The sequence below is a fragment of the Bradyrhizobium sp. AZCC 2176 genome (assembly GCF_036924645.1).
GTDB lineage: Bacteria > Pseudomonadota > Alphaproteobacteria > Rhizobiales > Xanthobacteraceae > Bradyrhizobium.
Genome location: NZ_JAZHRX010000001.1, coordinates 595,670 through 614,773 on the forward strand (window position 1 = coordinate 595,670; position 19,104 = coordinate 614,773).

Consider the following 19,104-nt stretch of genomic DNA (forward strand, 5'->3'; position numbering starts at 1 on the left):
TCCCACGCAAAGCCAATCGTGGTGCCGACGACCCATGAGTGGGCAGACCAGCCCGCTTGCGCCAGAACGAACCGACGATCCGACGCGCGACGCACGCATCTGAACAAGCGTTCAGAATTCTCTTGAAGTTCCGCGGGAACGTTCCCTGCAATCTCATGTTCAATCTTCGCTCAATTGAGGAGGATTGAAATGAAGAAGCTTGGATACATTATCGCCGCGCTTGGCGCGCTCGTCATCGCAGCGCCGTCGATCGCGAGCGCCGAGACTGTCGTGATCAAGCGCGGCGGCTATCACGGCCATCACCACGGCTATGGCGCGCGTGCCGAATTCCGCGGACATCGCGACCGCGGCTACCATCGCGGATGGCGGCATGGTCATCGCGACAAGGTCGTGATCATCAAGAAGCATCGCTACTGAGTTTGCAGTGCGTTGGAGCCCTGTTCTGATCCGATCGGAACAGGGCTCACGTCGTTTGTTGACGCCTAACGGAAAATGGCTCCTCGCGGAGCCATTCTCTTTGTTCGTGTCGGTGATGTGAGCTTGTCTGCTCAGCTATAGATCTCGAACAGGCCCGCGCCGCCCTGGCCGCCGCCGATGCACATCGTGACGACGCCCCACTTCGCCTTGCGCCGGCGGCCTTCCTGCAGGATGTGGCCGGTGAGACGCGCGCCGGTCATGCCGAACGGATGGCCGATCGCGATCGAGCCGCCATTGACGTTGTACTTCTCGGGATCGATGCCGAGCTTGTCGCGCGAATACAGGCACTGGCTGGCGAAGGCTTCGTTGAGCTCCCAAAGATCGATGTCGTCGATCTTCAGGCCGTGGCGCTTCAACAGCTTCGGCACGGCGTAGATCGGGCCGATGCCCATCTCGTCCGGCTCGCAGCCCGCCGCCGCCCAGGCGACGAAACGGCCCAGCGGGTTGAGGCCACGCTTCTCGGCGTCCTTGGCTTCCATCAAAACCACCGCCGCCGCGCCGTCCGAGAGCTGGCTGGCGTTGCCGGCGGTGACGTATTTGCCGGGACCCTTGACGGGTTCGAGCTTGGTCAGGCCTTCCATGGTGGTCTCGGGCCGGTTGCACTCGTCGCGATCGACGGTGTAGTCGACGATGCTCTCCGCTTTCGTCGCCTTGTCCACCACCTTCATCTTGGTCTTCATCGGGACGATTTCGTCGTTGAACTTGTTGGCCTGCTGAGCTGCCGCCATGCGGCGCTGCGATTCCAGCGAGTACTCGTCCTGGTATTCGCGGCTGAGCTTGTAGCGCTCGGCGACGATATCGGCGGTGTCGATCATCGCCATGAAGATATCGGGCGCGGCCTTGAGCAAATCAGGATCGATCGATTCCTTCGGCGAGCCGCCGCCGGGGATCGAGATGCTCTCGACGCCGCCGGCGACGATGCAATCGGCGCCGTCAGAGCGGATCGAGTTGGCGGCCATCGCAATCGTCTGCAGTCCCGACGAACAGAAGCGGTTGACGGAAACGCCGGCGGTCGACTTCGGCATGCCCGCGAGCAGCGCGGCCTGACGGCCGATATTCGGCGCGCCATGCGCGCAATTGCCGAGATAGCAGTCTTCGACATAGTCCTTGTCGACGCCGGCGCGCTCGACGGCGTGCTTGATGGCGTGGGCCGCCATCGACATCGGCGGGGTGATGTTGAACCCGCCGCGGCCGGACTTTGCCAGCCCGGTACGTGCATAGGAAACGATAACAGCTTCACGCATTTGAAAGACCTCCCTTTGATGCGGCCAGTATGGACTGGCGCCCAGCCCGTGTGTAGCGAAAACCCGAATTCCGGCGGACGGAAAAGAATTACCCCGCGAAACCGGCTCGGCGCCGGGATTTGCACAACGCAGGTCCTTCGGCAAGGCCGCGGCTGGCGTGCTCGCTTCTGACCGGGCGCGCCCGATGCACGACGAAAGGCGCATGAGCCGGCTGTTTCACTGAGCGAAATTGCCCGCTATTGAGATCGCGCGCTATGCAAGGCACAGGCAATCAGGATCAGGTCAGGGGTGCGATGGTAAGGGCGCTGCGACAATGGCTGGACACCCATGAACTGCCCGCGATCATCGCCGCCGTGCTCGGCGTGGTCTTCGCGCTCTCCACGCTGATGGTGGTCGGCGGCTATCTGCTGGTAGCGCCCTGAGGCAACCGCCTCAGATGTGCTGCGCCATGATCTGACCGGGCCGCGCATCCAGGCGGGGTTCGATATCGACAGACCACAGGTCGCGGTTGTCGACGTCCTTCAGCGTCACGGTCATCACTTCGGTCTTGCCGTCGATATCGACGAGGCCGAAAAACTGCAGGCCGAAACACGGGGCGAGATTCTCGCCCTGCTGCGCGCTGCAGCCCTTCTGGAATATCGCTTTCGGCCCGAATGTATTGTCGAGCGGCGCCGGCGCCCAGGTGCCCGCATGCAGCGGACCGGAGACGAATTCCCAGAACGGTTCGAAATCCTGGAACGCCGCGCGGTTCGGATCGTAATGATGTGCCGCCGTGTAATGCATGTCGGCGGTCAGCCACACCGTGTTGCGGATGCCGGCGCGCTTCATGAACGACAGCAGATCGGCGATCTCGTGTTCGCGCCGCTCCGGCGGACCATCGCCGAGCGCGATGGCGTCCTCGCTGACCAGGCCGATCGGCATGTCCGCGGCGATTACTTTCCAGGTTGCGTCGGAAGCCACCAGCTCGCGCTTCAGCCAGGCCAGTTGCGCTGCACCAAAGATACAGGTGTCGCTGCGGTCGTCGCGCTTGTTGAAGGTGGAATCGCGGTAGCTGCGCATATCCACCATGAAGACGTCGAGCAGCGGGCCGTAGGCGATCTTCCGATAGATGCGGCCATCCGCCTGCGCGGGCACGGCGCGCATCGGCATGAATTCATGGAACGCGCGGCGCGCCCGCGCCACGAGAAGCGAGCTGCCGTCCTCGGCATAGCCGGTTTCGTCGGCCGTTCCGATCGGCGCCCAGTCGTTGGTGACCTCATGATCGTCCCATTGCGCGAACAAGGGAACGGCAGCATGGAAGGCGCGAAAGTTTTGGTCGAGCCAGTTGTATTTGTAGTTGCCGCGGAACTCGGCGAGGGTTTGGGCGACGACGGATTTTTCCTCGGTGAGGACATTCCGCCAGACCGCGCCACCGGGCAGCTTCAACTCCCGCTCCACCGGGCAATCCGCATAGATGTGGTCACCGGAATGGATGAAGAAGTCCGGACGGTTGTCGAGCATAGTGCGGTAAGTCCGCATCCCGCCACGGTTTTCGTCGATGCCCCAGCCCTGCCCCGTCGTATCGCCCGACCAGGCGAACGACACCGAGCTTCGCGCCGCGGGCGCGGTCCGGAAATGCCCAAGCTGCGTCTCGCCTTCGATGCCGCTCCCGCTGATATCGTCGAAGCGCACGCGATAGAAAATGTCCTGCCCTGCCGGCAGGCCATCGACCAGAACTTTCGAGACGAAGTCGCTGTCCGGCAATGCGTCGGCGGTTACCTTGCAAATGACGGTCTTGAAGCTCTCCACCGTCGAACATTCGACCTGCATCCGCGCCCGGCGATCGGCGCGGGCCCAGATCACAGCGGAATCGGCCGAGACGTCGCCCGATTGAATGCCGCTGGTGATGAGCGGCCGGTCCGCGGCGCGGCTGAGGTAAGGTCTGGCGAGATTGCCGAGACCGGCGATGGCGCATGTTGCCGCGGAGCGGACCAGCAATTGACGCCGGTTCAAGATTTGTCCCGCGCGTATCGCAATCTGCATCGAAGCACCCTCGTCGAATCACGACGAAGGTGTGCCTGAGCAATTTGAATGTGGGCCGAAGGTTTTACGACAGGTGGATGACGTGGAATCGTGGAATGGGTGGAGCGCAGCGATACCCATCAATCCCCGGACAGAGGCATGATGGGTTTCGCTTCGCTCTACCCATCGAGCGACGAAGCAACACTACCGCTGCCAGTCGCAGATGCCGCCGGACTTGCACGGCCAGGTCTGGATGCGCGTATCGCGCGCCTGCGCGTCGAGCGGATTGGTATGGCGGCGCGCCAGTTTGGCGCGGGCCGCGCCGCGCGGTTTCGCGACGCGCTCATGCGCCACGCGAGTCGGCTTCTCAACGCGCGCATGCGCGACGTGAGTCTTGGGCTGAGTCTTGGGCGCGGCCGCCTTCGGCACAACCACGCGCTCCGTCTTCACCGGCCGGGCATCATTTCTGGCCTCGACCCGGACCGGGGCGAAATGCGTCTCCGGGCCGAGCCGCTTCGGCGAGAGCAACGCTCGGGAAGGATCCAGACCGAAGAGCTCGCCGGCGCGGTACTCGTCCGCCAGCGTCGCGCTGCCTGACATCAGCAAGCCCGTGCAAAGTGCTGCCGCAATAGCGCTTTTCAGGACCATCACAGGCCTCCTGAAATCAACCAAAGACTGTATGAACCGCCATCATGTAGGGAGCGGGCCGGACAATTCCAGCCGTTCCCGCCCGCAGGGTTACCGGTGAATATGATCCGGGCCGCGAAAAAGTTCACGTGCCGGATTAACGGCCCCTACTCGGCTGCCTGCGCCACCGGCTGGCCGATCGCGGCTTCCAGCCGCGCGCACTCTCCGCGGAACTTCGCGACATTGGCTTCCTTGACGTGGCCGTAGCCGCGAACGAGTTCCGCGGACTTCGCCAGCGCCACGAGACGCGGCCAATCATGCGGCTTCGCCTTGTCGAGATGGCGGAAGATCATCGCGGAATACTCGTCGGGCAATGCGCGCTCCATCCGCCGTTCGGCCGTGTAGCCGAACGGATCGAGTGCGGTTCCGCGCAGGAACTTGAACCGGGTCAGGAGTTCGAAGGCGCGGAAGATCCACGCGCCGAACTCGCGCTTGCGCAAGTGCCCGGTCACCTTGTCGCGCGACGCCAGCAGCGGCGGCGCTAGGCTGACCTTGACGCCAGTGTCGCCGTCGAACTGTTCCTTCAGCGCCCTGGTAAACTCGCCGTCCGAGTAAAGCCTGGCGACTTCATACTCATCCTTGTAGGCCATCAACTTGAACAGGCCCTTGGCAAAGGCCTCGGTGAGGTCATGCGAACCGGGCGAGCCTTTTGCCTCGGCCGCGCGAACGCGATCGACTTCCGCCAGGTAGCGCTTCGAATAGGCCTCGTTCTGATACTCGGTCAGGAATTTGGCGCGGAACGCGATGCTCTCGTCGAGAGTGCGCTTTACCGGCGCCGCGCCCGAACTCTTGAAGCGCGCCGCGCTGACGACGCGCTGCAGGTCGTGCGCGGCGAGCCGGCCCCAGGAGAACGCCAGCTTGTTCATCTCGATCGCCGCACCATTGAGGTCGATCGCCTTCATGATCGCCTCCAGCGAAAGCGGAATCGCGCCGCGCTGAAATGCGAAACCGAGCATGAAGGCGTTGGTGGCGATGCTGTCGCCCATCAGCGCGGTGGCAAGCCCGGTCGCGTCCAGAATGTCGAGATCGGAGCCGCTGACGGCTTCATTGAGCGACTCCCGCATCGTCCCGGCCTCGAAATCGATGTCGGGATTGATGACGAAGCTCGCGGTCGGCAGCAGGTCGGCGTTGACGATTGCCCGTGTCACGCCGCGCTCGGCCCGGCTCAATGCCGGGACGCTGGTGGCGACCACGATGTCGCAGCCCAGAATGAGGTTGGCGCCGCCGGGCGCGATGCGGACGGTGGCGAGGTCGTCCGCCTTCGGCGCGATACGGACGTGACTCATGACCGCGCCGTTCTTCTGCGAAAGCCCCGTGAAGTCGAGCGTCGAGCACGCCAGGCCCTCGACATGGGCGGCCATGCCGAGCAGCGCGCCGATGGTGATGACGCCGGTGCCGCCGATCCCGGTGACGAGGATGTTGTAGGCGCCATCGAGCGCAGGCGTGGCCGGCAGCGGCAGATCGGCGAACAGCGCGGACGGATCGGCCGCGGTGCGATCGGCCTTCCTCAGTCTGCCGCCATGCACGGTAACAAAACTCGGGCAAAAGCCCTCGATGCAGGAAAAGTCCTTGTTGCAGTTCGACTGGTCGATCCGCCGCTTGCGGCCGAATTCGGTCTCCAGCGGCTGCACCGAGACGCAGTTGGAGACAGAAGAGCAATCGCCGCAGCCTTCGCAGACGCGCTCGTTGATGAAGACGCGCTTCGGCGGATCCGGGTAGAGCCCGCGCTTGCGGCGGCGGCGCTTTTCCGCCGCACAGGTCTGGTCGTAGATCAGGACCGTGAGGCCCTTGACCTCGCGCAGCTCCCTCTGCACCGCGTCAAGTTCGCGGCGGTGATGAACGGTTGCGCCTGACGGGAAGGAATTGCTGGGGTATTTCTCCGGATCGTCGGAGACGATAACGAGGCGCTTGGCGCCTTCGGCTGATACCTGGTGCGCGATCTGCGACACCGTCAGCCCGCCCTCGGCCGGCTGGCCGCCGGTCATCGCCACCGCGTCGTTATAGAGGATCTTGTAGGTGATGTTGACGCCGGCAGCCGCCGCGGCGCGGATCGCCAGCAGGCCGGAATGGGTGTAGGTGCCGTCGCCCAAATTCTGGAACACGTGCGGCTCGCTGGTGAACGGCGCCTGCCCGATCCAGGTCACGCCTTCCGCGCCCATATGCGAGATCGTCTGCGTGCGGCGGTTCGGCACCGACAGCGCCATGCCGTGACAGCCGATGCCGGCCATGGCGCGGCTGCCCTCGGGGATCTTGGTCGAGGTGTTGTGCGGACAGCCCGAACAGAAATACGGCGTCCGCTGCAGTTTTGCGGCGCCGACGCCTTCCGCCGGCCGGTCGAACGCTTCGAGCTTTGCCAGACGCTGCTCCAGCGCCGGGCTGCGATGCCCGAGTTTTCGCAACCGCGCCACGACGGCCGCCGCCACCATGGTCGGCGTCAATTCGCCTTCGCTCGGCAGCAGCATCGCGCCGGTCTCGTCGCGCTTGCCGACCACAGACGGCCGCTTCGACGCGTCGACATTATAGAGAATGCGCAGAAGCTGATCCTCGATAAAGCCGCGCTTCTCCTCGACGACAAGCACATCCTGCAGACCTTCGGCAAACGCTTTTGCGCCGGATTCCTCCAGCGGCCAGGTCAGCGCGACCTTGTAGATGCGCAATCCCAGCGCCTGCGCCTCGGCGTCGGTAATGCCGAGATCAGCCAGCGCCTGCCGGAGATCGAGATAGGCCTTGCCGGTCGCCATGATGCCGAGCCGCGCCGGCTTCGAATCCAGCACGATGCGGTCAAAACGGTTGACGCGCGTGAACGCCGCCACCGCCTGCATCTTTGGACCATGCAGCCGCCGCTCCTGCTCCATCGGCGCATCCGGCCAGCGGATGGAAAGCCCGCCCGGCGGCATTTCGAAATCATCGGGCAAAATGATCTTGATGCGATCGGGATCGCTGACGATCGAGGCCGAGCTTTCAACGGTCTCCGAAATCGCCTTGAAGCCGACCCAGCAACTTGAGTAGCGCGACAGCGCAAAGCCCAGGATGCCGAGATCGAGATAGTCCTGCAGGGTCGCCGGATTGACCACCGGCATCAGCGCGGCGGCGAACACCTGCTCGCTCTGATGCGCCAGCGTTGAGGACTGGCAGCCATGGTCGTCGCCGGCGAGCGCAATCACGCCGCCATTCGGCGAGGTGCCGGCCGAGTTGGCGTGCTTGAGCGCATCCATCGAGCGGTCGACGCCGGGGCCTTTGCCGTACCAGATACCGAACACGCCATCGACCTTGGCGCCCGGGAACATGCCGACTTGCTGGCTGCCCCACACGGCGGTCGCCGCCAGATCCTCGTTGAGACCGGGCGCGAACTCGATGTCGTGCTGCTTGAGGAAGGTTTTCGCGCGCCACAGCGCGTGGTCGTACATGCCGAGCGGCGAGCCGCGGTATCCGGAGATGAAGCCGGCGGTGTTGAGCCCCGCGGCGCGGTCGCGTTCGCGCTGCAACATCGGAAGGCGGACCAGCGCCTGCGTACCGGAGAGGAATATGCGCTTCGCATCCAGCCGGTACTTGTCGTCCAGCCCAACTTCCATCAACGCCATTCGTCCGCTCCCCGTCGCACGTTCCGCCGGTTATTTGAACCGGTCTAATTGCGAACAGAATGCACCGGTTTTGCTATGCGTGCCCAGCGTGAATTCATGGCCGCAGGACATATCTCGCCTGTCTTGTGGATCAGGCCGCCTCTTGCCGAAATCCGCCTTCTTTGAAACGCTGCGGCGCAAAGGGAGACACCAGGATGACAGAAGCGGCGTTCACCACCGAGATATTGGAAAGCGGCAATCTGCTGGTGGGGCCGTGGCGCAGCCCGAAGCAGATGCTTCACGCGCAGGTCTACGACTCCCACGCCTCGATCCACGACGATGCGACCGCGCAGAAGCTCGGATTTCAGGGCGGCACCATCGAGGGCCCGACCCATTTCAGCCAGTTCGCGCCGCTGTGCGAACGGATCTGGGGCCAGGCCTGGTTCGAAACCGGGTGCCTGTCGGCCCATTACCGCAACCCCGCCTTCGAGGGCGAGGAGGTCCAGGCCAATATCGAAAAGCCGAAGCCGGGCCAGGCGATCTGCGCGATCGGCATGACCAAGCGCGACGGCACCGAGATCCTGCGCGGCACCGCTTCGGTCGGCGACGTGACCGAGACCGCGTTAAGCCGGCGGCTTGGCGAACTGAAGCCGCTCGCCGATCCCGTCATTCTCGCCGACCTCAAGGTCGGCATGACGACGCCCCGCCAGACCGTGAAGATGGATTTCGACCAGCACATGGGCGATCTCTACCCGTTTTCGCTTGAACAGAAGCTCAAAGTGATCACCGAGCCTTCGGCGTATTATTCGCAGGAGCTCAATCCCTGGGGACGGGCGATCATTCCCATGGAGATGCTGAGCGTGCTGTTTCAATACCGCGCCCGCGAGGACCGGCTGCCGGTCCGTGGGCCGGCGGTCGGGCTGTTCGCCGACCAGGAAATCCGCCTGCTGCGCGGGCCATTGTTTGTCGGCGACAGCTACACCACCGAACGCGAGGTCGTTGCGCTAAGTGGTAGCCGCCGCACCGAAAGCGTGTGGGTACGCACGACCGTGTTCGGAGTTGAAGACGTGCCGGTCGCGACAATGCTGTTGAACATGGCCAGCATCAAAGACTCCTATGCCAGCTATGAGCAGGAGCACAAAACGCTCTACGGCTAGGTCAGCGTCATCCGCTATCGCCAACAAGGACAACAACAAAATGGCCCGCTTGCCCTATCTCGAAGCCGACCAGGTCGCCCCCGAATACCGCGACATGCTCAAGCGCAACACCAACTTGCACAAGCTGTTGGTGAACTCGCCCGATATGGCGCGCGCCTTCAACGGCGTCGGCGGATTCATCCGCTTCAACAGCAAGCTCGATCCGCGCCTGCGTGAGCTGGCGATCCTTCAAGTCGGCTGGATCGAGAAATCCGAATACGAGTTCACCCATCACGTAAAGATCGGCAGGGAATTCGGCGTCACCGACGACGACATCGGCGGGCTGATGGCCGAGACCGAAGACAAGCCCTCAAAACTCGAACCGTTGGCAAGAGCGATTTTGCGCGGCGCCCGCGAGATGGTGCGGGAGCTTGCGATGTCGGAGACGACGTTTGCCGAGATCAAGAAAGAACTCTCCGACGAGCAGATGGTCGACCTTGTGCTCACCATCGCTTTCTATTGCGCCGTGGTCCGCGTGCTGGCGACCATGAAGATCGACAACGAACCCTATTACAAAGAGGTACTGCAACAGTACCCGATCCCGGGAGTGGAATGAGATGCGCCTGAAAGATCGTGTCGCCATCGTCGTCGGCGCCGGCCAGAGCCCCGGCGAGGGCATCGGCAACGGCCGCGCCACCGCGCTGACTTTTGCGCGCGAGGGCGCAAAAGTGTTGTGCGTCGATCACAATCTGGCCTCTGCCCAGGAGACGGTCGATATGATCGCCGACAGCGGTGGCACCGCGGCGGCGTTCAAGGCCGATGTCACCAAAAATGCCGACCTCAAGGCGATGGTGGCGGATGCGCAAGGACGCTGGGGCCGCATCGATATCCTGCACAACAATGTCGGCGTCAGCCTGTCCGGCGGCGACGCCGAACTGCTCGACATATCGGAGGAAGCGTTCGACCGCTGCGTCGCGATCAATCTGAAGAGCTGCGTGTGGGCCGCCAAGCACGTGATCCCGATCATGCGTCAGCAAAAGAGCGGCGCGATCATCAACATTTCCTCAATGGCCGCGATCACCACCTATCCGTATGTGGCCTACAAGGCGACCAAGTCAGCGATGATCGCCTTCACCGAACAGCTCGCCTACCAGAACGCGCAATACGGCATCCGCGCCAACGTCATCCTGCCCGGCCTGATGAACACGCCGATGGCGGTCGACACCCGCGCGCGCGAATTCAGGAAGAGCCGTGCCGAGGTCGAGGCCGAGCGCGATGCCAAGGTGCCGCTGCGCCAGAAGATGGGCACCGGCTGGGACGTCGCCAACGCCGCGCTGTTTCTTGCATCCGAAGAAGCGAGTTTTATCACCGGCGTGACACTGCCGGTCGATGGCGGCGCGAGCGTACGACGCGGATAGAATCGTAGACTCGCTGGTACAGGGTGGGCAAAGGCGCACTTCGCGCCGTGCCCACCATCGAATACTGAGCTCGCAAATGGTGGGCACGTGTGCCCTAAGAGCAGAAACGAGCCGGTTGAAGCCAATAACGAGTCCGCCAGAACGTCGCGGCGCGGGCGATCAACCGCCCCGCTCGCCTCCAGCGTCCGGTCCTGCCCAGGAAGCCGACGTAGAGCGCGAGTCGCGTTTTGGACCCATTGCAGACGCGCGCGGCCTATTGCTTCGATCTACTTTCAAGCAGCCGGTCGCGGACCTCCTCCGATACAAAGCGCTCCGCCCGCTGCCATGCCTCGTCATTGTCACCGCGGAACTGGAAGTACTTTCTGAACACGACGCGCTGGGCTGTCGTATCGACGGCCGCAATCCGCACCACCTGCACCAGCGTGCTTAGCTTGTGAACGATGCCGATGATCAGGATCTGCGTGCCGGCCTGTGACGCCGCGCGCAGCCGATCGCGCAACGCCGGTCCGTCGGTCGGACAGTTTGATGCGCAGGAGGAGGGCAGGAGCTCAAAGCGCCGGTCCGCCGTGACGTCGTCCCGCAGCGCGGTCACGAAAGCCCGCAATCGCTTTTCATGCGCGGCCGTCTGATCGGTGGGCTCGTTCGACGTGTCGATGTAATTGAAATCGTCGACGGAGACGGCCAAGGCGTGGCCGGCGGTCGCGGCGGATGCATCTGAGATGAGGCTGGATCCGAGGAACAAACCGGTGAACAGGCCGGCTGTGACAAGAGCGTGCAACAGGGAGGCGCGGCGCATGGCGATGGCTCGATCTCCGTGGCTGAATTGCGGTCCGACTAAAACCCTTTCCAAGCATCAATTGCTGCATTCCCTACCGCTATCCGGCACCGCCGTTCAGACCAAGTCGCGCCATTGTCCAAAGCGGATTTGACCAGAACATTAGAGGTCGCCAGCGGAAAGTCAGCTTACAAGTTAGTCATTCAAGGCTGTTCGCATTGCAAGCGCCGACCAAATACGAGCTGGTCGTCAACCTCAAGACCGCTAAAATGCTCGGCCTCGATCTTCCCGCGGCGCGGCTCGCCCGCGCGGACGAGGTGATCGACTAAAAGACGCAGTTTGCTGCAACGCTCAGCTTTAGTGCGAAACATTGTCGGGCGTTCCGCCAACGCAAAGAAACCGTGCTCCATACAGGCCAACCGTTTACCTTTGATTAGTAACTTTCTCGTAAGGGTTGCGGCGATTGGGCGGTCTTTTTTGACGCGCCGTACTCACGCAACTTTGCGCCAGCGTTTTTGTCCGGCCATCTGTGTGATTCGACACATTCAATCGATTCCAGTGACACGATGATGTGACAGCGCATCGTCGCTTGTCGAAATCCCGTCTCGTTGCGGTCGCACGAATTTCATGTGCGCTCGCTATGAGGCGCCACAAGAATTGTGGCACGCACTGCAAGAATGCCGAGGCACCATGAACGAAGAATTCGATTACGACCTGACGCCGTCCCAATGGGAAACGTTGAAGGCCTTGCGGACGCCAGCATCAAAGCTGCCCCGCATGAGCCGCTACACGATCGACGGGCTGATCGCGCTCGGACTCGCCGCCATGAACGGCGGCACACCGTTCATCACCGCGCAAGGACGCAAGGTGCTGATTCGCGGCTCATCGCTTCTGTTGCAGGATCTGGCAGCGTGATTCGCGGTTCCGTGGCCCGGACGCGAAAGCAGGTTCCGAACTTGCCGCTGCCGCGAGCGAGGGTATATTGGATCGATGGCTGTCAGCTCGCCCGATCTGAAAGCATTTTTGCTCGCCACGCCTTTCTTCGGCGGCCTCTCGGACGCAAGCCTCGATCTCCTGGCCTCAATGCTGGTCGAGCGCCGCTTCGACGCCGGCGCCACGATCGTCGCGGAAGGAGAACCGGGACGCTCGATGTTCATAGTTCACTCGGGCCAGCTCGTGGTGAGCAAGCTCGGTGATTTCGGGCACGCAATCCGGATGTCGGGTCTCGAGCCCGGCGATTTCTTCGGCGAAATGACGCTCATCGAAATGCAGAACCGATCGGCCACCGTCGTCGCGGAAAGCGCAACGGTGCTGTACGAGCTCACGGCCCGAAACCTCTACACGTACTACAAGGCCGACATCCACGCCTATGTGATCGTGATGCAGAATATCAACCGCGAACTTTGCCGGCGGCTTCGCCGCGCCGACAGCCGCATTGCGGAATTGACCGTTCAGGCGAATAGATAACCCTCATGCTCGTCCGGCCGTGTGCGCGCGATGATTTCGGCGGCGCCCTTGTCGAGCAAATCGAGGCCGACGGCGCGGCCGAGCTCGCGCGGCCGGTCCGCAGCGCCCTGCCGCGACACCTCGATGAAGCGGTCGCCGGTTTCGTCCAGCACGGCGGCCGTCAGTGTCATCGCGTTGCCCGCCAGCGTGGCGTGGCCGGCGATCGGCGAGTTGCAATGGCCGTTCAGCACCCACAGCACCTCGCGCTCGGCCTCGGCGCACAGGCGCGAAGCGGCGTCCTCGACCTTCGCCAGCCGCCCGCGCGTGACCCAATCCTTCTCGACGCATTCCACCGCGACGATGCCCTGCCCCACCGCCGGCAGCATCTCGCGAACCGAAAAGTCATAAGCGATCCGCGAGGTCATTCCGATCCGCTCGAGTCCCGACCGCGCCATGACGAGCGCATCCGCCGGACCGACCTCGCCGCCATCGGGCAGCCGCTGCTTGTCGCCGCGATCGAGTTTGGCCACGCGGGTATCGGCCGCGCCGCGGAAATGGATCACGGTGGCCTCCGGAAACAGCCGGCGCAAATAGGCCGTACGGCGCACCGCATTGGTGCCGATCTTGAGACCCTTGCCTTTCGATGCGCGAAATTCATCGAGCGAAAGGCCGGGACGCAGCACCAGCGCATCGTTGGCGGCGTCGCGCGGCAGCGTCGCGGCGATGATCAGGCCAGGGGTTTCCTCGTTGCCGGGCACATCCTTCAGCGAATGCATCGCCGCCTGTAGTTCGCCTGCGCGCATGGCTTCGCGAATTTCGGCGACGAAGGCGCCGCCCTTGCCGCCATGGCGCAATAACTTGCTGGTCTGGTCCTGGTCGCCGCGGGTTTCGAACTTGACGATCTCGACGTCGAGCGCGGAATCGGCCGTGCGCAACAGCCGCGCGATCGCTTCCGTCTGCGCCAGCGCCATCGCGCTCTTGCGCGTACCGATCTTCAAGGTCTGTCCCGACACGAGGTCTCCGTTCGAACGCGATCAGGCTGTTGCTTCGTGCGTTACGGGATAGAGCAAGCCGCCCATCAGAACAACGCCTTTGGCTCACGGCGGGACAACTGCGGCTTGCCTGAACACGCTCCGTCTTTCTACCCGGCCGGCAAACAAGCGGTTCATATTGGGGGTGCCATTGTGCACCGCAACAATCCGTTTCGCCAGATTTTTAACCACCGATATCGGCTTTGTCCGCCACCACCGCGACGCCGTCCGCCGCCTTCACCCCGCCGCCCCGCGGCAAGACAAACAAGGGATTGATTTCCGCCTCCAGCAGGCTTGTCCCGATCGAGGATACCATGCTCGAAAATGCAAGCATGGCGTCGATCAGGGCCTCGACATCCGCAACGGGGCGGCCACGAAAGCCGTCCAGCAGCGGGGCGGACTTCAACTCGCCGATCATTTCCTCCGCATCCTTCCGCGAAAGCGGCGCCAGCCTCACGACGGTGTCTTTGTAAAGTTCAGCGGCGATCCCGCCCATGCCCAACAGGATCGAAGGTCCAAGCTGACTGTCATGTTTGAGGCCCAGGATCAGTTCGATCGCACCGCTCACCAGTTCCTGGACCAGAAATCCTTCCGGCTTACGATTCGTCGCCAACGAGAATGTTTCCGCCATCCGCGTGCAAGTGGCCGCGACATCGCTGGAAGAGATGTTGACGGCAACTCCGCCGACATCGGATTTATGAAGCACGTCGCGTGAAAGAGCCTTGATGACGACATTGCCCTGGAAGCTTGCCGCTGCAGACGCCGCTTCCTCGGGCGTGGCGGCACAGATCTCACGGGTGACCGGAACGCCGAATTTCGCAAATAGCGCCTTGCTCTCATACTCATTGAGAGGACCGGAACGCAGCATGCGCCGGACGTCAGCCCCGACGGCCACAGGCATGGCCGGATCGCCGGTTTGCGGAGAGGTCTTTCGGTGAATGCGCCACATTGCGGAAAATGCCGCAGCGCAGGCCTCAGGCGCGGCAAAGGTTGGTATGCCTGCGAGATTGAGATGCCTGACCGCGTGCGGCGCGTGGGGGCTGGCAAATACCACAACGGGCTTGTCGGTCCGGGCGAAGCAATCCCGCAACGGCGCGCCGACGGTCTCCGGTTCCGTGATCGAAGACGATCCCAAAATGACGGCAACTGCATCGTAGGATGGACTTTCGAGCACGCTGTCGAGCACATCTCGAAAGTACTCGGATTTCACGCCCGCGAGCGTAACGTCGATCGGATTTCGATCCAGCACGGCATCGGGAATATTCAGCGCCTTCAGGCGGCCAGCCGTCACCGGGTCTGGCGCCGGGGTTTCGAATCCCGCCAAGCCGGCCGCATCAGCGACCAAGCTCGCCGCGCCGCCAGTTGATGTTACCACGGCGACGCGGCGGCCTTTCAACCGGCGCCCAGAACTCAGCGCGAGCGGGATATCGAGCAGATCGGAGAAGTGTAGTGCTCTGACGATGCCGAGTTGCCTGAACAATGCATCGTAGACGACATCCGATCCCGCCAACGCCCCGGTATGCGAACTTGCTGACTGGATACCAGACTCCGATCGCCCGACTTTGAAAGCGACAATTGGCTTGCCGGCTTCCGCTGCCCGCAGTGCCGCCTGCCGAAACTGCACCGGCTTGCGAAGGCCCTCCAGATAGAGCGCAATCACCTTCGTGGCGGGATCATCGACCAGGTAGTTGATCAGATCGGATACGTCGATGTCTGACTCGTTGCCCGTCGCGACCAGTTTGGAAAACCCGATCCCCTGCGCCTCGGCGCGCGACAGTAGCGATCCGAGGATTCCGCCGCTTTGGGAAACGAGCGCGATGGAGCCGGGCACCAGTTGGTTGATCTGGAGGGCCGCGCTCGCGGAGAGGGCGATGCCGTCGGTGACATTGACGAGGCCGATCGTATTCGGCCCGAGCAGCCGCATAGTGCCGGCAGCGCTTCGCAGTCGCTGCTGTCGCAGCATTCCTTCCGCGCCGCTCTCGCCAAATCCGCCGGCGAGAACGATCGCTGCGCCCGTTCCGATGGCTCCCAGATCCTTGATCGCGTCCTGAACACGGCTGGAGCCGACCAGGACGATGGCGACGTCCGGGGCATGCGGCAGCGACCGGATATCCGGAAAGCACGGGTAACGTCCGATCGATTGGTAGCGCGGATTGACCGGGAAGACTTCATGCCCGTAGCCATATTTTTCCAGAAAGGCGAGCGGACGGCCGGTCAATTTTCCCGCATCGGCCGAAGCGCCGATAATTGCCACGCTCTTCGGTCGGATCAAACGTTCCAGCGCATCCATATCGGTCCTCCTAGCGCGTGGACTTGTCGAGGAACGCCGCGACGGATTCCCGGTGTTCGGAGGTCGTGTAACAGATGGCCTGGGCTTCCCGGCCGAGCGCAAAGACCTGCTCTTCCGCAGTCTCAAATGTGCGGTCCATGATGCTCTTGGTGAGAGCGATCGCCGCGATAGAACCCCGGCTGAGATCGCGCGCCCATGCTGCGGCGTCATGCACCAGCGTCGCCGCCGGACGCACACGATCCGCCAGTCCGATCGCGAGAGCTTCTGTTGAACCCACCGGACGGCCGGTGAACATCATCTCTTTCGCGCGCGACAAACCTATCCGACGCGGCAAGAAGTACATTCCTCCGCCATCGGAAACCAGTCCGCGACGAACAAAACTCATGCTGAACACGGCATCTTCCGAGGCCACGATGAAATCGCACGCGAGCGCGATATCGCATCCCAGACCCGCCGCGGCGCCGTTCACGGCAGCGACCGTCACCTTTCCCATGCCATGAAGCGCCGCAACGCTCCTGTGAGTCTGCTGCTGCCTGCGCCAGCCGTTGAACGCCACCGTTCCCGACGGCGCCTGCAACCGATCGCGCATGCCGGAAATGTCGCCGCCTGAGCAGAACGACTTGCCAGTTCCGGTCAGAACCACTGCCCGCACAGCCTCGTCGTTACCCGCTCGATCGAGCGCGGCGACGAACTGGGCGCGCATCTCGTCATTGATGGCGTTGCGCACGTCCGGCCTGTTCAACCTCACGATCGCAACTGAATCTTCAACTGACAACTCGACCAGGCTCGTCATCGGTACCTCTCAAACCGGTGAAGGAAATCTGTTGCGGCCCGCGGCACGGCGTGACTTCGTCAAAGCGTAACGACGTTGGCGCAATGTTGCGGAGCGCTATTCCGCCTTGATATTCGCGTCCTTGATCAGCCGGCGCCATCGGGCTTCCTCGTCCTGAACATAGCGATCGAGCGCTTCGGGAGAACTGCCGACCATGATCAGGCCTTCGTTGCTCTCGAGCCGGTTGAAAGCGGCGGACTGAACGGCCTTTGCGACCGCCTTGTTCAGGCGCTCGATGATCGGCCCAGGCGTCTTGGCTGGCGCGTACAATCCGTACCAACTCTCTGCGGCGTAGCCTGGCACCCCACCCTCGGCGACGGTCGGCAAATCAGGGAATGCGGGCGAACGCTCGGCCGACGTGACAGCCAATGCCCGGAGTTGCCCAGCTCCGATAAGCGAGGCTGCGCTTGCTACCGTGGTAAAAATGACATCGATCTGGCCGCCCAGCAGATCGGTGATCGCTGGCGCAGCGCCCCTGTAAGCCACCGTCGTCATGTTCACGTTCGCCACGGATTTGAACAGTTCTCCCGCCAGATGGGCCGAAGTTCCCGTCCCGAACGTGCCGTAGTTGAGCTTCTCGGGTTTGGCCTTGGCTTCCGCGATCAGGTCGGGGATCGATTTGATCTTCGATGCCGGATTTACGACGACGATGTTGATGGATCGCGCGATCAGCGAGACCGCCGCGAAATCCTTGTGCGGATCAAACGGCAGCTTGCTGTTCAAGCTCGGATTGACCGCATGGGCGAAGCTTGCCAGCAGCAGCGTGTAGCCATCAGGCTCGCTGGTGGCGACAGTCTGCGTTCCTATGATGGTGCCGGCTCCCGGCTTGTTTTCGATGATGACCGACTTGCCCAGATCCGACGAGATTTCCTGAGCCAGCGTTCGCGCGATGATGTCGGTGCCACCGCCCGATGCAAAGGGAACCACGATCTTGATGATCTTGTCGGGGTATTCGGCTCGAACCGGGGTGGCGGCCAATGCCGCTACCAGCGATAAAGCGGCAAGACTGATCTGCAGGGCCCGGCGCGCTGCGGGTCCTGAAGGACGGGTGACATTGCTCTTCTGCATGCGTACCTCCCTTTGGCTGTCGTTCGACCGTTTTTGAAAACGCCTCCTGTCACGGTGGCTTCCTGCTGTCCGGGTAGCACACGCAAATTCGCATTCCCTCGGCCCATTTCCATCTAGTGGAATTAGCGCCGGGCGGTTTAGCGTCCGCGACGCGGCTGAGTGGGTCCAAATGCGGTGGCCGCTTGCGTCCCACCGGATTTCCCGCTTATCCCTTGGACGAGCCGAGGAGGAAGCGCGGATGAGCTCTGCTGGCGGCAATCGTTCATTGCAGAGGGGCATCGAGATCTTGCGGGCTTTCCGGCAGGGAATCGATGTTCTCGGAAATGGAGAGATCGCAGAGCGAACCGGGATTCCGCGAGCGACGGTCAGCCGGCTCACTCGCACACTTGTCCAGACCGGCATGCTGGACGATGTTCGCAGCGAACGCGCCTACAGGCTGGCCGCAGCGGTGATCAGCTTCGGGCACGCGATGCGCATGAGTTCGCCAATCCTCAACGCCTTGGGCCCGATGATGCGCGCTGAATCCATGCGGCGGAAGATGAATGTCGGATTGGCCACGGCGGACCGCTCAATGATGGTCTATCTGGAATCGGTCCGCTTCAACCCGCGCGTTGCTCTACGCAATGTCGTTGCAGGGCAACAGGTGCCGATGGAATCGACCTCGCTCGGGCGCGCCTATCTGGCGGGCATAACCGAACAAGAACGAGCCAAACTATTTGCAACCTTCAAGCGGCGCGGTGCCGGCGCCACGCAGAAGTTGCTCGCCGAGGTGCAAAGATCGATCCGATCCGTCAAGCGCGATGGTTATTGCGCCGCCTCGTGGCAGCGCGGCGTCCTGGCTGTTGCGACACCAATCATCGTCAAGGGTCTGCCGGTGTACGCGCTCAATATGAGCACGCAGAATGTGCAGCCAACCTCAGGGCTGTCCGCCGAGATGGGGGCCTATCTCCTGGCGTTCGCAAACAGGTGCAATGACGCACTCGCCGGCAAGTGAGCCTGCTCACGTGCGCCTGCCATCACCGATAAATCCCGATCATCAGGTCGCCTCGCCAGCGGACGGGCAACACCACCTGTCCAATCAACTGCGTTCAAGCGCTGGCCGATGGTCTGCCATGTCGAAAACGTTATTTGTGCAACGC

17 protein-coding genes and 1 pseudogene are annotated in these 19,104 nt (G+C 62.8%); 9 read left to right on the forward strand and 9 right to left on the reverse strand.

The window, feature by feature from the left end; translation table 11 throughout:
* The first annotated feature begins 189 nt into the window (after window positions 1-189).
* Window positions 190-417 carry a hypothetical protein gene (locus V1288_RS02610; protein WP_334355594.1) on the forward strand — a complete coding sequence of 76 codons (228 nt, stop codon included), beginning with the start codon at window positions 190-192 and terminating at the stop codon, window positions 415-417.
* Window positions 418-548: 131 nt separating this feature from the next.
* On the opposite strand, the gene V1288_RS02615 is transcribed toward V1288_RS02610, so the two are convergent.
* Window positions 549-1,721, reverse strand: coding sequence for an acetyl-CoA C-acyltransferase (locus V1288_RS02615; protein WP_334355595.1), 1,173 nt, complete (start codon window positions 1,719-1,721; stop codon window positions 549-551).
* 254 nt (window positions 1,722-1,975) lie between these two features.
* On the opposite strand from V1288_RS02615, the gene V1288_RS02620 reads away from it, so the two are divergent.
* Window positions 1,976-2,143: a hypothetical protein gene (locus V1288_RS02620; protein WP_334355596.1), complete on the forward strand. Its 168-nt coding sequence runs from the start codon at window positions 1,976-1,978 to the stop codon at window positions 2,141-2,143.
* A 10-nt stretch (window positions 2,144-2,153) separates the two neighbouring features.
* Here V1288_RS02620 and V1288_RS02625 read toward each other — a convergent pair whose 3' ends face one another.
* The 3 genes from V1288_RS02625 to V1288_RS02635 form a co-directional block, all read right to left on the reverse strand.
* Window positions 2,154-3,743, reverse strand: coding sequence for an alkaline phosphatase D family protein (locus V1288_RS02625; RefSeq protein WP_334355597.1), 1,590 nt, complete (start codon window positions 3,741-3,743; stop codon window positions 2,154-2,156).
* 183 nt (window positions 3,744-3,926) lie between these two features.
* Window positions 3,927-4,370, reverse strand: coding sequence for a hypothetical protein (locus V1288_RS02630; RefSeq protein ID WP_442893905.1), 444 nt, complete (start codon window positions 4,368-4,370; stop codon window positions 3,927-3,929).
* Window positions 4,371-4,516: 146 nt separating this feature from the next.
* A complete protein-coding gene (locus tag V1288_RS02635; protein WP_334355598.1) occupies window positions 4,517-7,990 on the reverse strand; it encodes an indolepyruvate ferredoxin oxidoreductase family protein in 3,474 nt (1,157 codons plus the stop codon).
* A 194-nt stretch (window positions 7,991-8,184) separates the two neighbouring features.
* Here V1288_RS02635 and V1288_RS02640 point away from each other — a divergent pair, with 194 nt between their 5' ends.
* Genes V1288_RS02640 through V1288_RS02650 form a run of 3 tightly spaced genes read left to right on the forward strand, consistent with a single transcriptional unit; the run spans window position 8,185 to window position 10,523 of the window.
* On the forward strand, window positions 8,185-9,126 hold the full coding sequence (locus V1288_RS02640) for a hypothetical protein (protein WP_334355599.1): 942 nt from the start codon (window positions 8,185-8,187) through the stop codon (window positions 9,124-9,126).
* Window positions 9,127-9,166: 40 nt separating this feature from the next.
* Window positions 9,167-9,721: a carboxymuconolactone decarboxylase family protein gene (locus V1288_RS02645; protein WP_334355600.1), complete on the forward strand. Its 555-nt coding sequence runs from the start codon at window positions 9,167-9,169 to the stop codon at window positions 9,719-9,721.
* 1 nt (window position 9,722) lies between these two features.
* Window positions 9,723-10,523: an SDR family NAD(P)-dependent oxidoreductase gene (locus V1288_RS02650; RefSeq protein WP_334355601.1), complete on the forward strand. Its 801-nt coding sequence runs from the start codon at window positions 9,723-9,725 to the stop codon at window positions 10,521-10,523.
* Between the two features lie 253 nt (window positions 10,524-10,776).
* On the opposite strand, the gene V1288_RS02655 is transcribed toward V1288_RS02650, so the two are convergent.
* The gene (locus V1288_RS02655) at window positions 10,777-11,319 is read right to left on the reverse strand and encodes a DUF2380 domain-containing protein (protein ID WP_334355602.1); all 543 of its coding nucleotides are present in this window, start codon (window positions 11,317-11,319) and stop codon (window positions 10,777-10,779) included.
* Between the two features lie 669 nt (window positions 11,320-11,988).
* Here V1288_RS02655 and V1288_RS02660 point away from each other — a divergent pair.
* Window positions 11,989-12,213 carry a hypothetical protein gene (locus V1288_RS02660; protein ID WP_334355603.1) on the forward strand — a complete coding sequence of 75 codons (225 nt, stop codon included), beginning with the start codon at window positions 11,989-11,991 and terminating at the stop codon, window positions 12,211-12,213.
* A gap of 75 nt (window positions 12,214-12,288) precedes the next feature.
* Window positions 12,289-12,765 carry a Crp/Fnr family transcriptional regulator gene (locus V1288_RS02665; RefSeq protein ID WP_334355604.1) on the forward strand — a complete coding sequence of 159 codons (477 nt, stop codon included), beginning with the start codon at window positions 12,289-12,291 and terminating at the stop codon, window positions 12,763-12,765.
* Here the strand turns inward: V1288_RS02665 and hemC are convergent.
* From hemC to V1288_RS02685, 4 genes are all read right to left on the reverse strand, one after another.
* On the reverse strand, window positions 12,750-13,742 hold the full coding sequence (gene hemC, locus V1288_RS02670; protein WP_334361175.1) for a hydroxymethylbilane synthase: 993 nt from the start codon (window positions 13,740-13,742) through the stop codon (window positions 12,750-12,752). The two genes, V1288_RS02665 and hemC, sit on opposite strands and share 16 nt — an antisense overlap.
* Window positions 13,743-13,959: 217 nt before the next feature.
* On the reverse strand, window positions 13,960-16,065 hold the full coding sequence (locus V1288_RS02675; RefSeq protein WP_334355605.1) for an acetate--CoA ligase family protein: 2,106 nt from the start codon (window positions 16,063-16,065) through the stop codon (window positions 13,960-13,962).
* A gap of 10 nt (window positions 16,066-16,075) precedes the next feature.
* Window positions 16,076-16,858: an enoyl-CoA hydratase/isomerase family protein gene (locus tag V1288_RS02680; protein WP_334355606.1), complete on the reverse strand. Its 783-nt coding sequence runs from the start codon at window positions 16,856-16,858 to the stop codon at window positions 16,076-16,078.
* Between the two features lie 96 nt (window positions 16,859-16,954).
* The gene (locus V1288_RS02685; protein ID WP_334355607.1) at window positions 16,955-17,965 is read right to left on the reverse strand and encodes a tripartite tricarboxylate transporter substrate binding protein; all 1,011 of its coding nucleotides are present in this window, start codon (window positions 17,963-17,965) and stop codon (window positions 16,955-16,957) included.
* A gap of 238 nt (window positions 17,966-18,203) precedes the next feature.
* On the opposite strand from V1288_RS02685, the pseudogene V1288_RS02690 reads away from it, so the two are divergent.
* Both V1288_RS02690 and V1288_RS02695 read left to right on the forward strand, forming a co-directional pair.
* Window positions 18,204-18,359, forward strand: a pseudogene (locus V1288_RS02690) (helix-turn-helix domain-containing protein); the annotation flags it as partial.
* A gap of 6 nt (window positions 18,360-18,365) precedes the next feature.
* Window positions 18,366-18,959: an IclR family transcriptional regulator domain-containing protein gene (locus tag V1288_RS02695; protein ID WP_334361176.1), complete on the forward strand. Its 594-nt coding sequence runs from the start codon at window positions 18,366-18,368 to the stop codon at window positions 18,957-18,959.
* The last annotated feature ends 145 nt before the right edge of the window (window positions 18,960-19,104 follow it).

Coding starts and splice junctions, on each gene's coding strand:
- V1288_RS02610 (WP_334355594.1), top strand. CDS start 190: ATGAAGAAGCTTGGATACATTATCGCCGCGCTTGGCGCGCTCGTCATC.
- V1288_RS02615 (WP_334355595.1), bottom strand. CDS start 1,721: ATGCGTGAAGCTGTTATCGTTTCCTATGCACGTACCGGGCTGGCAAAG.
- V1288_RS02620 (WP_334355596.1), top strand. CDS start 1,976: ATGCAAGGCACAGGCAATCAGGATCAGGTCAGGGGTGCGATGGTAAGG.
- V1288_RS02625 (WP_334355597.1), bottom strand. CDS start 3,743: ATGCAGATTGCGATACGCGCGGGACAAATCTTGAACCGGCGTCAATTG.
- V1288_RS02630 (WP_442893905.1), bottom strand. CDS start 4,370: ATGGTCCTGAAAAGCGCTATTGCGGCAGCACTTTGCACGGGCTTGCTG.
- V1288_RS02635 (WP_334355598.1), bottom strand. CDS start 7,990: ATGGCGTTGATGGAAGTTGGGCTGGACGACAAGTACCGGCTGGATGCG.
- V1288_RS02640 (WP_334355599.1), top strand. CDS start 8,185: ATGACAGAAGCGGCGTTCACCACCGAGATATTGGAAAGCGGCAATCTG.
- V1288_RS02645 (WP_334355600.1), top strand. CDS start 9,167: ATGGCCCGCTTGCCCTATCTCGAAGCCGACCAGGTCGCCCCCGAATAC.
- V1288_RS02650 (WP_334355601.1), top strand. CDS start 9,723: ATGCGCCTGAAAGATCGTGTCGCCATCGTCGTCGGCGCCGGCCAGAGC.
- V1288_RS02655 (WP_334355602.1), bottom strand. CDS start 11,319: ATGCGCCGCGCCTCCCTGTTGCACGCTCTTGTCACAGCCGGCCTGTTC.
- V1288_RS02660 (WP_334355603.1), top strand. CDS start 11,989: ATGAACGAAGAATTCGATTACGACCTGACGCCGTCCCAATGGGAAACG.
- V1288_RS02665 (WP_334355604.1), top strand. CDS start 12,289: ATGGCTGTCAGCTCGCCCGATCTGAAAGCATTTTTGCTCGCCACGCCT.
- V1288_RS02675 (WP_334355605.1), bottom strand. CDS start 16,065: ATGGATGCGCTGGAACGTTTGATCCGACCGAAGAGCGTGGCAATTATC.
- V1288_RS02680 (WP_334355606.1), bottom strand. CDS start 16,858: ATGACGAGCCTGGTCGAGTTGTCAGTTGAAGATTCAGTTGCGATCGTG.
- V1288_RS02685 (WP_334355607.1), bottom strand. CDS start 17,965: ATGCAGAAGAGCAATGTCACCCGTCCTTCAGGACCCGCAGCGCGCCGG.
- V1288_RS02695 (WP_334361176.1), top strand. CDS start 18,366: ATGCTGGACGATGTTCGCAGCGAACGCGCCTACAGGCTGGCCGCAGCG.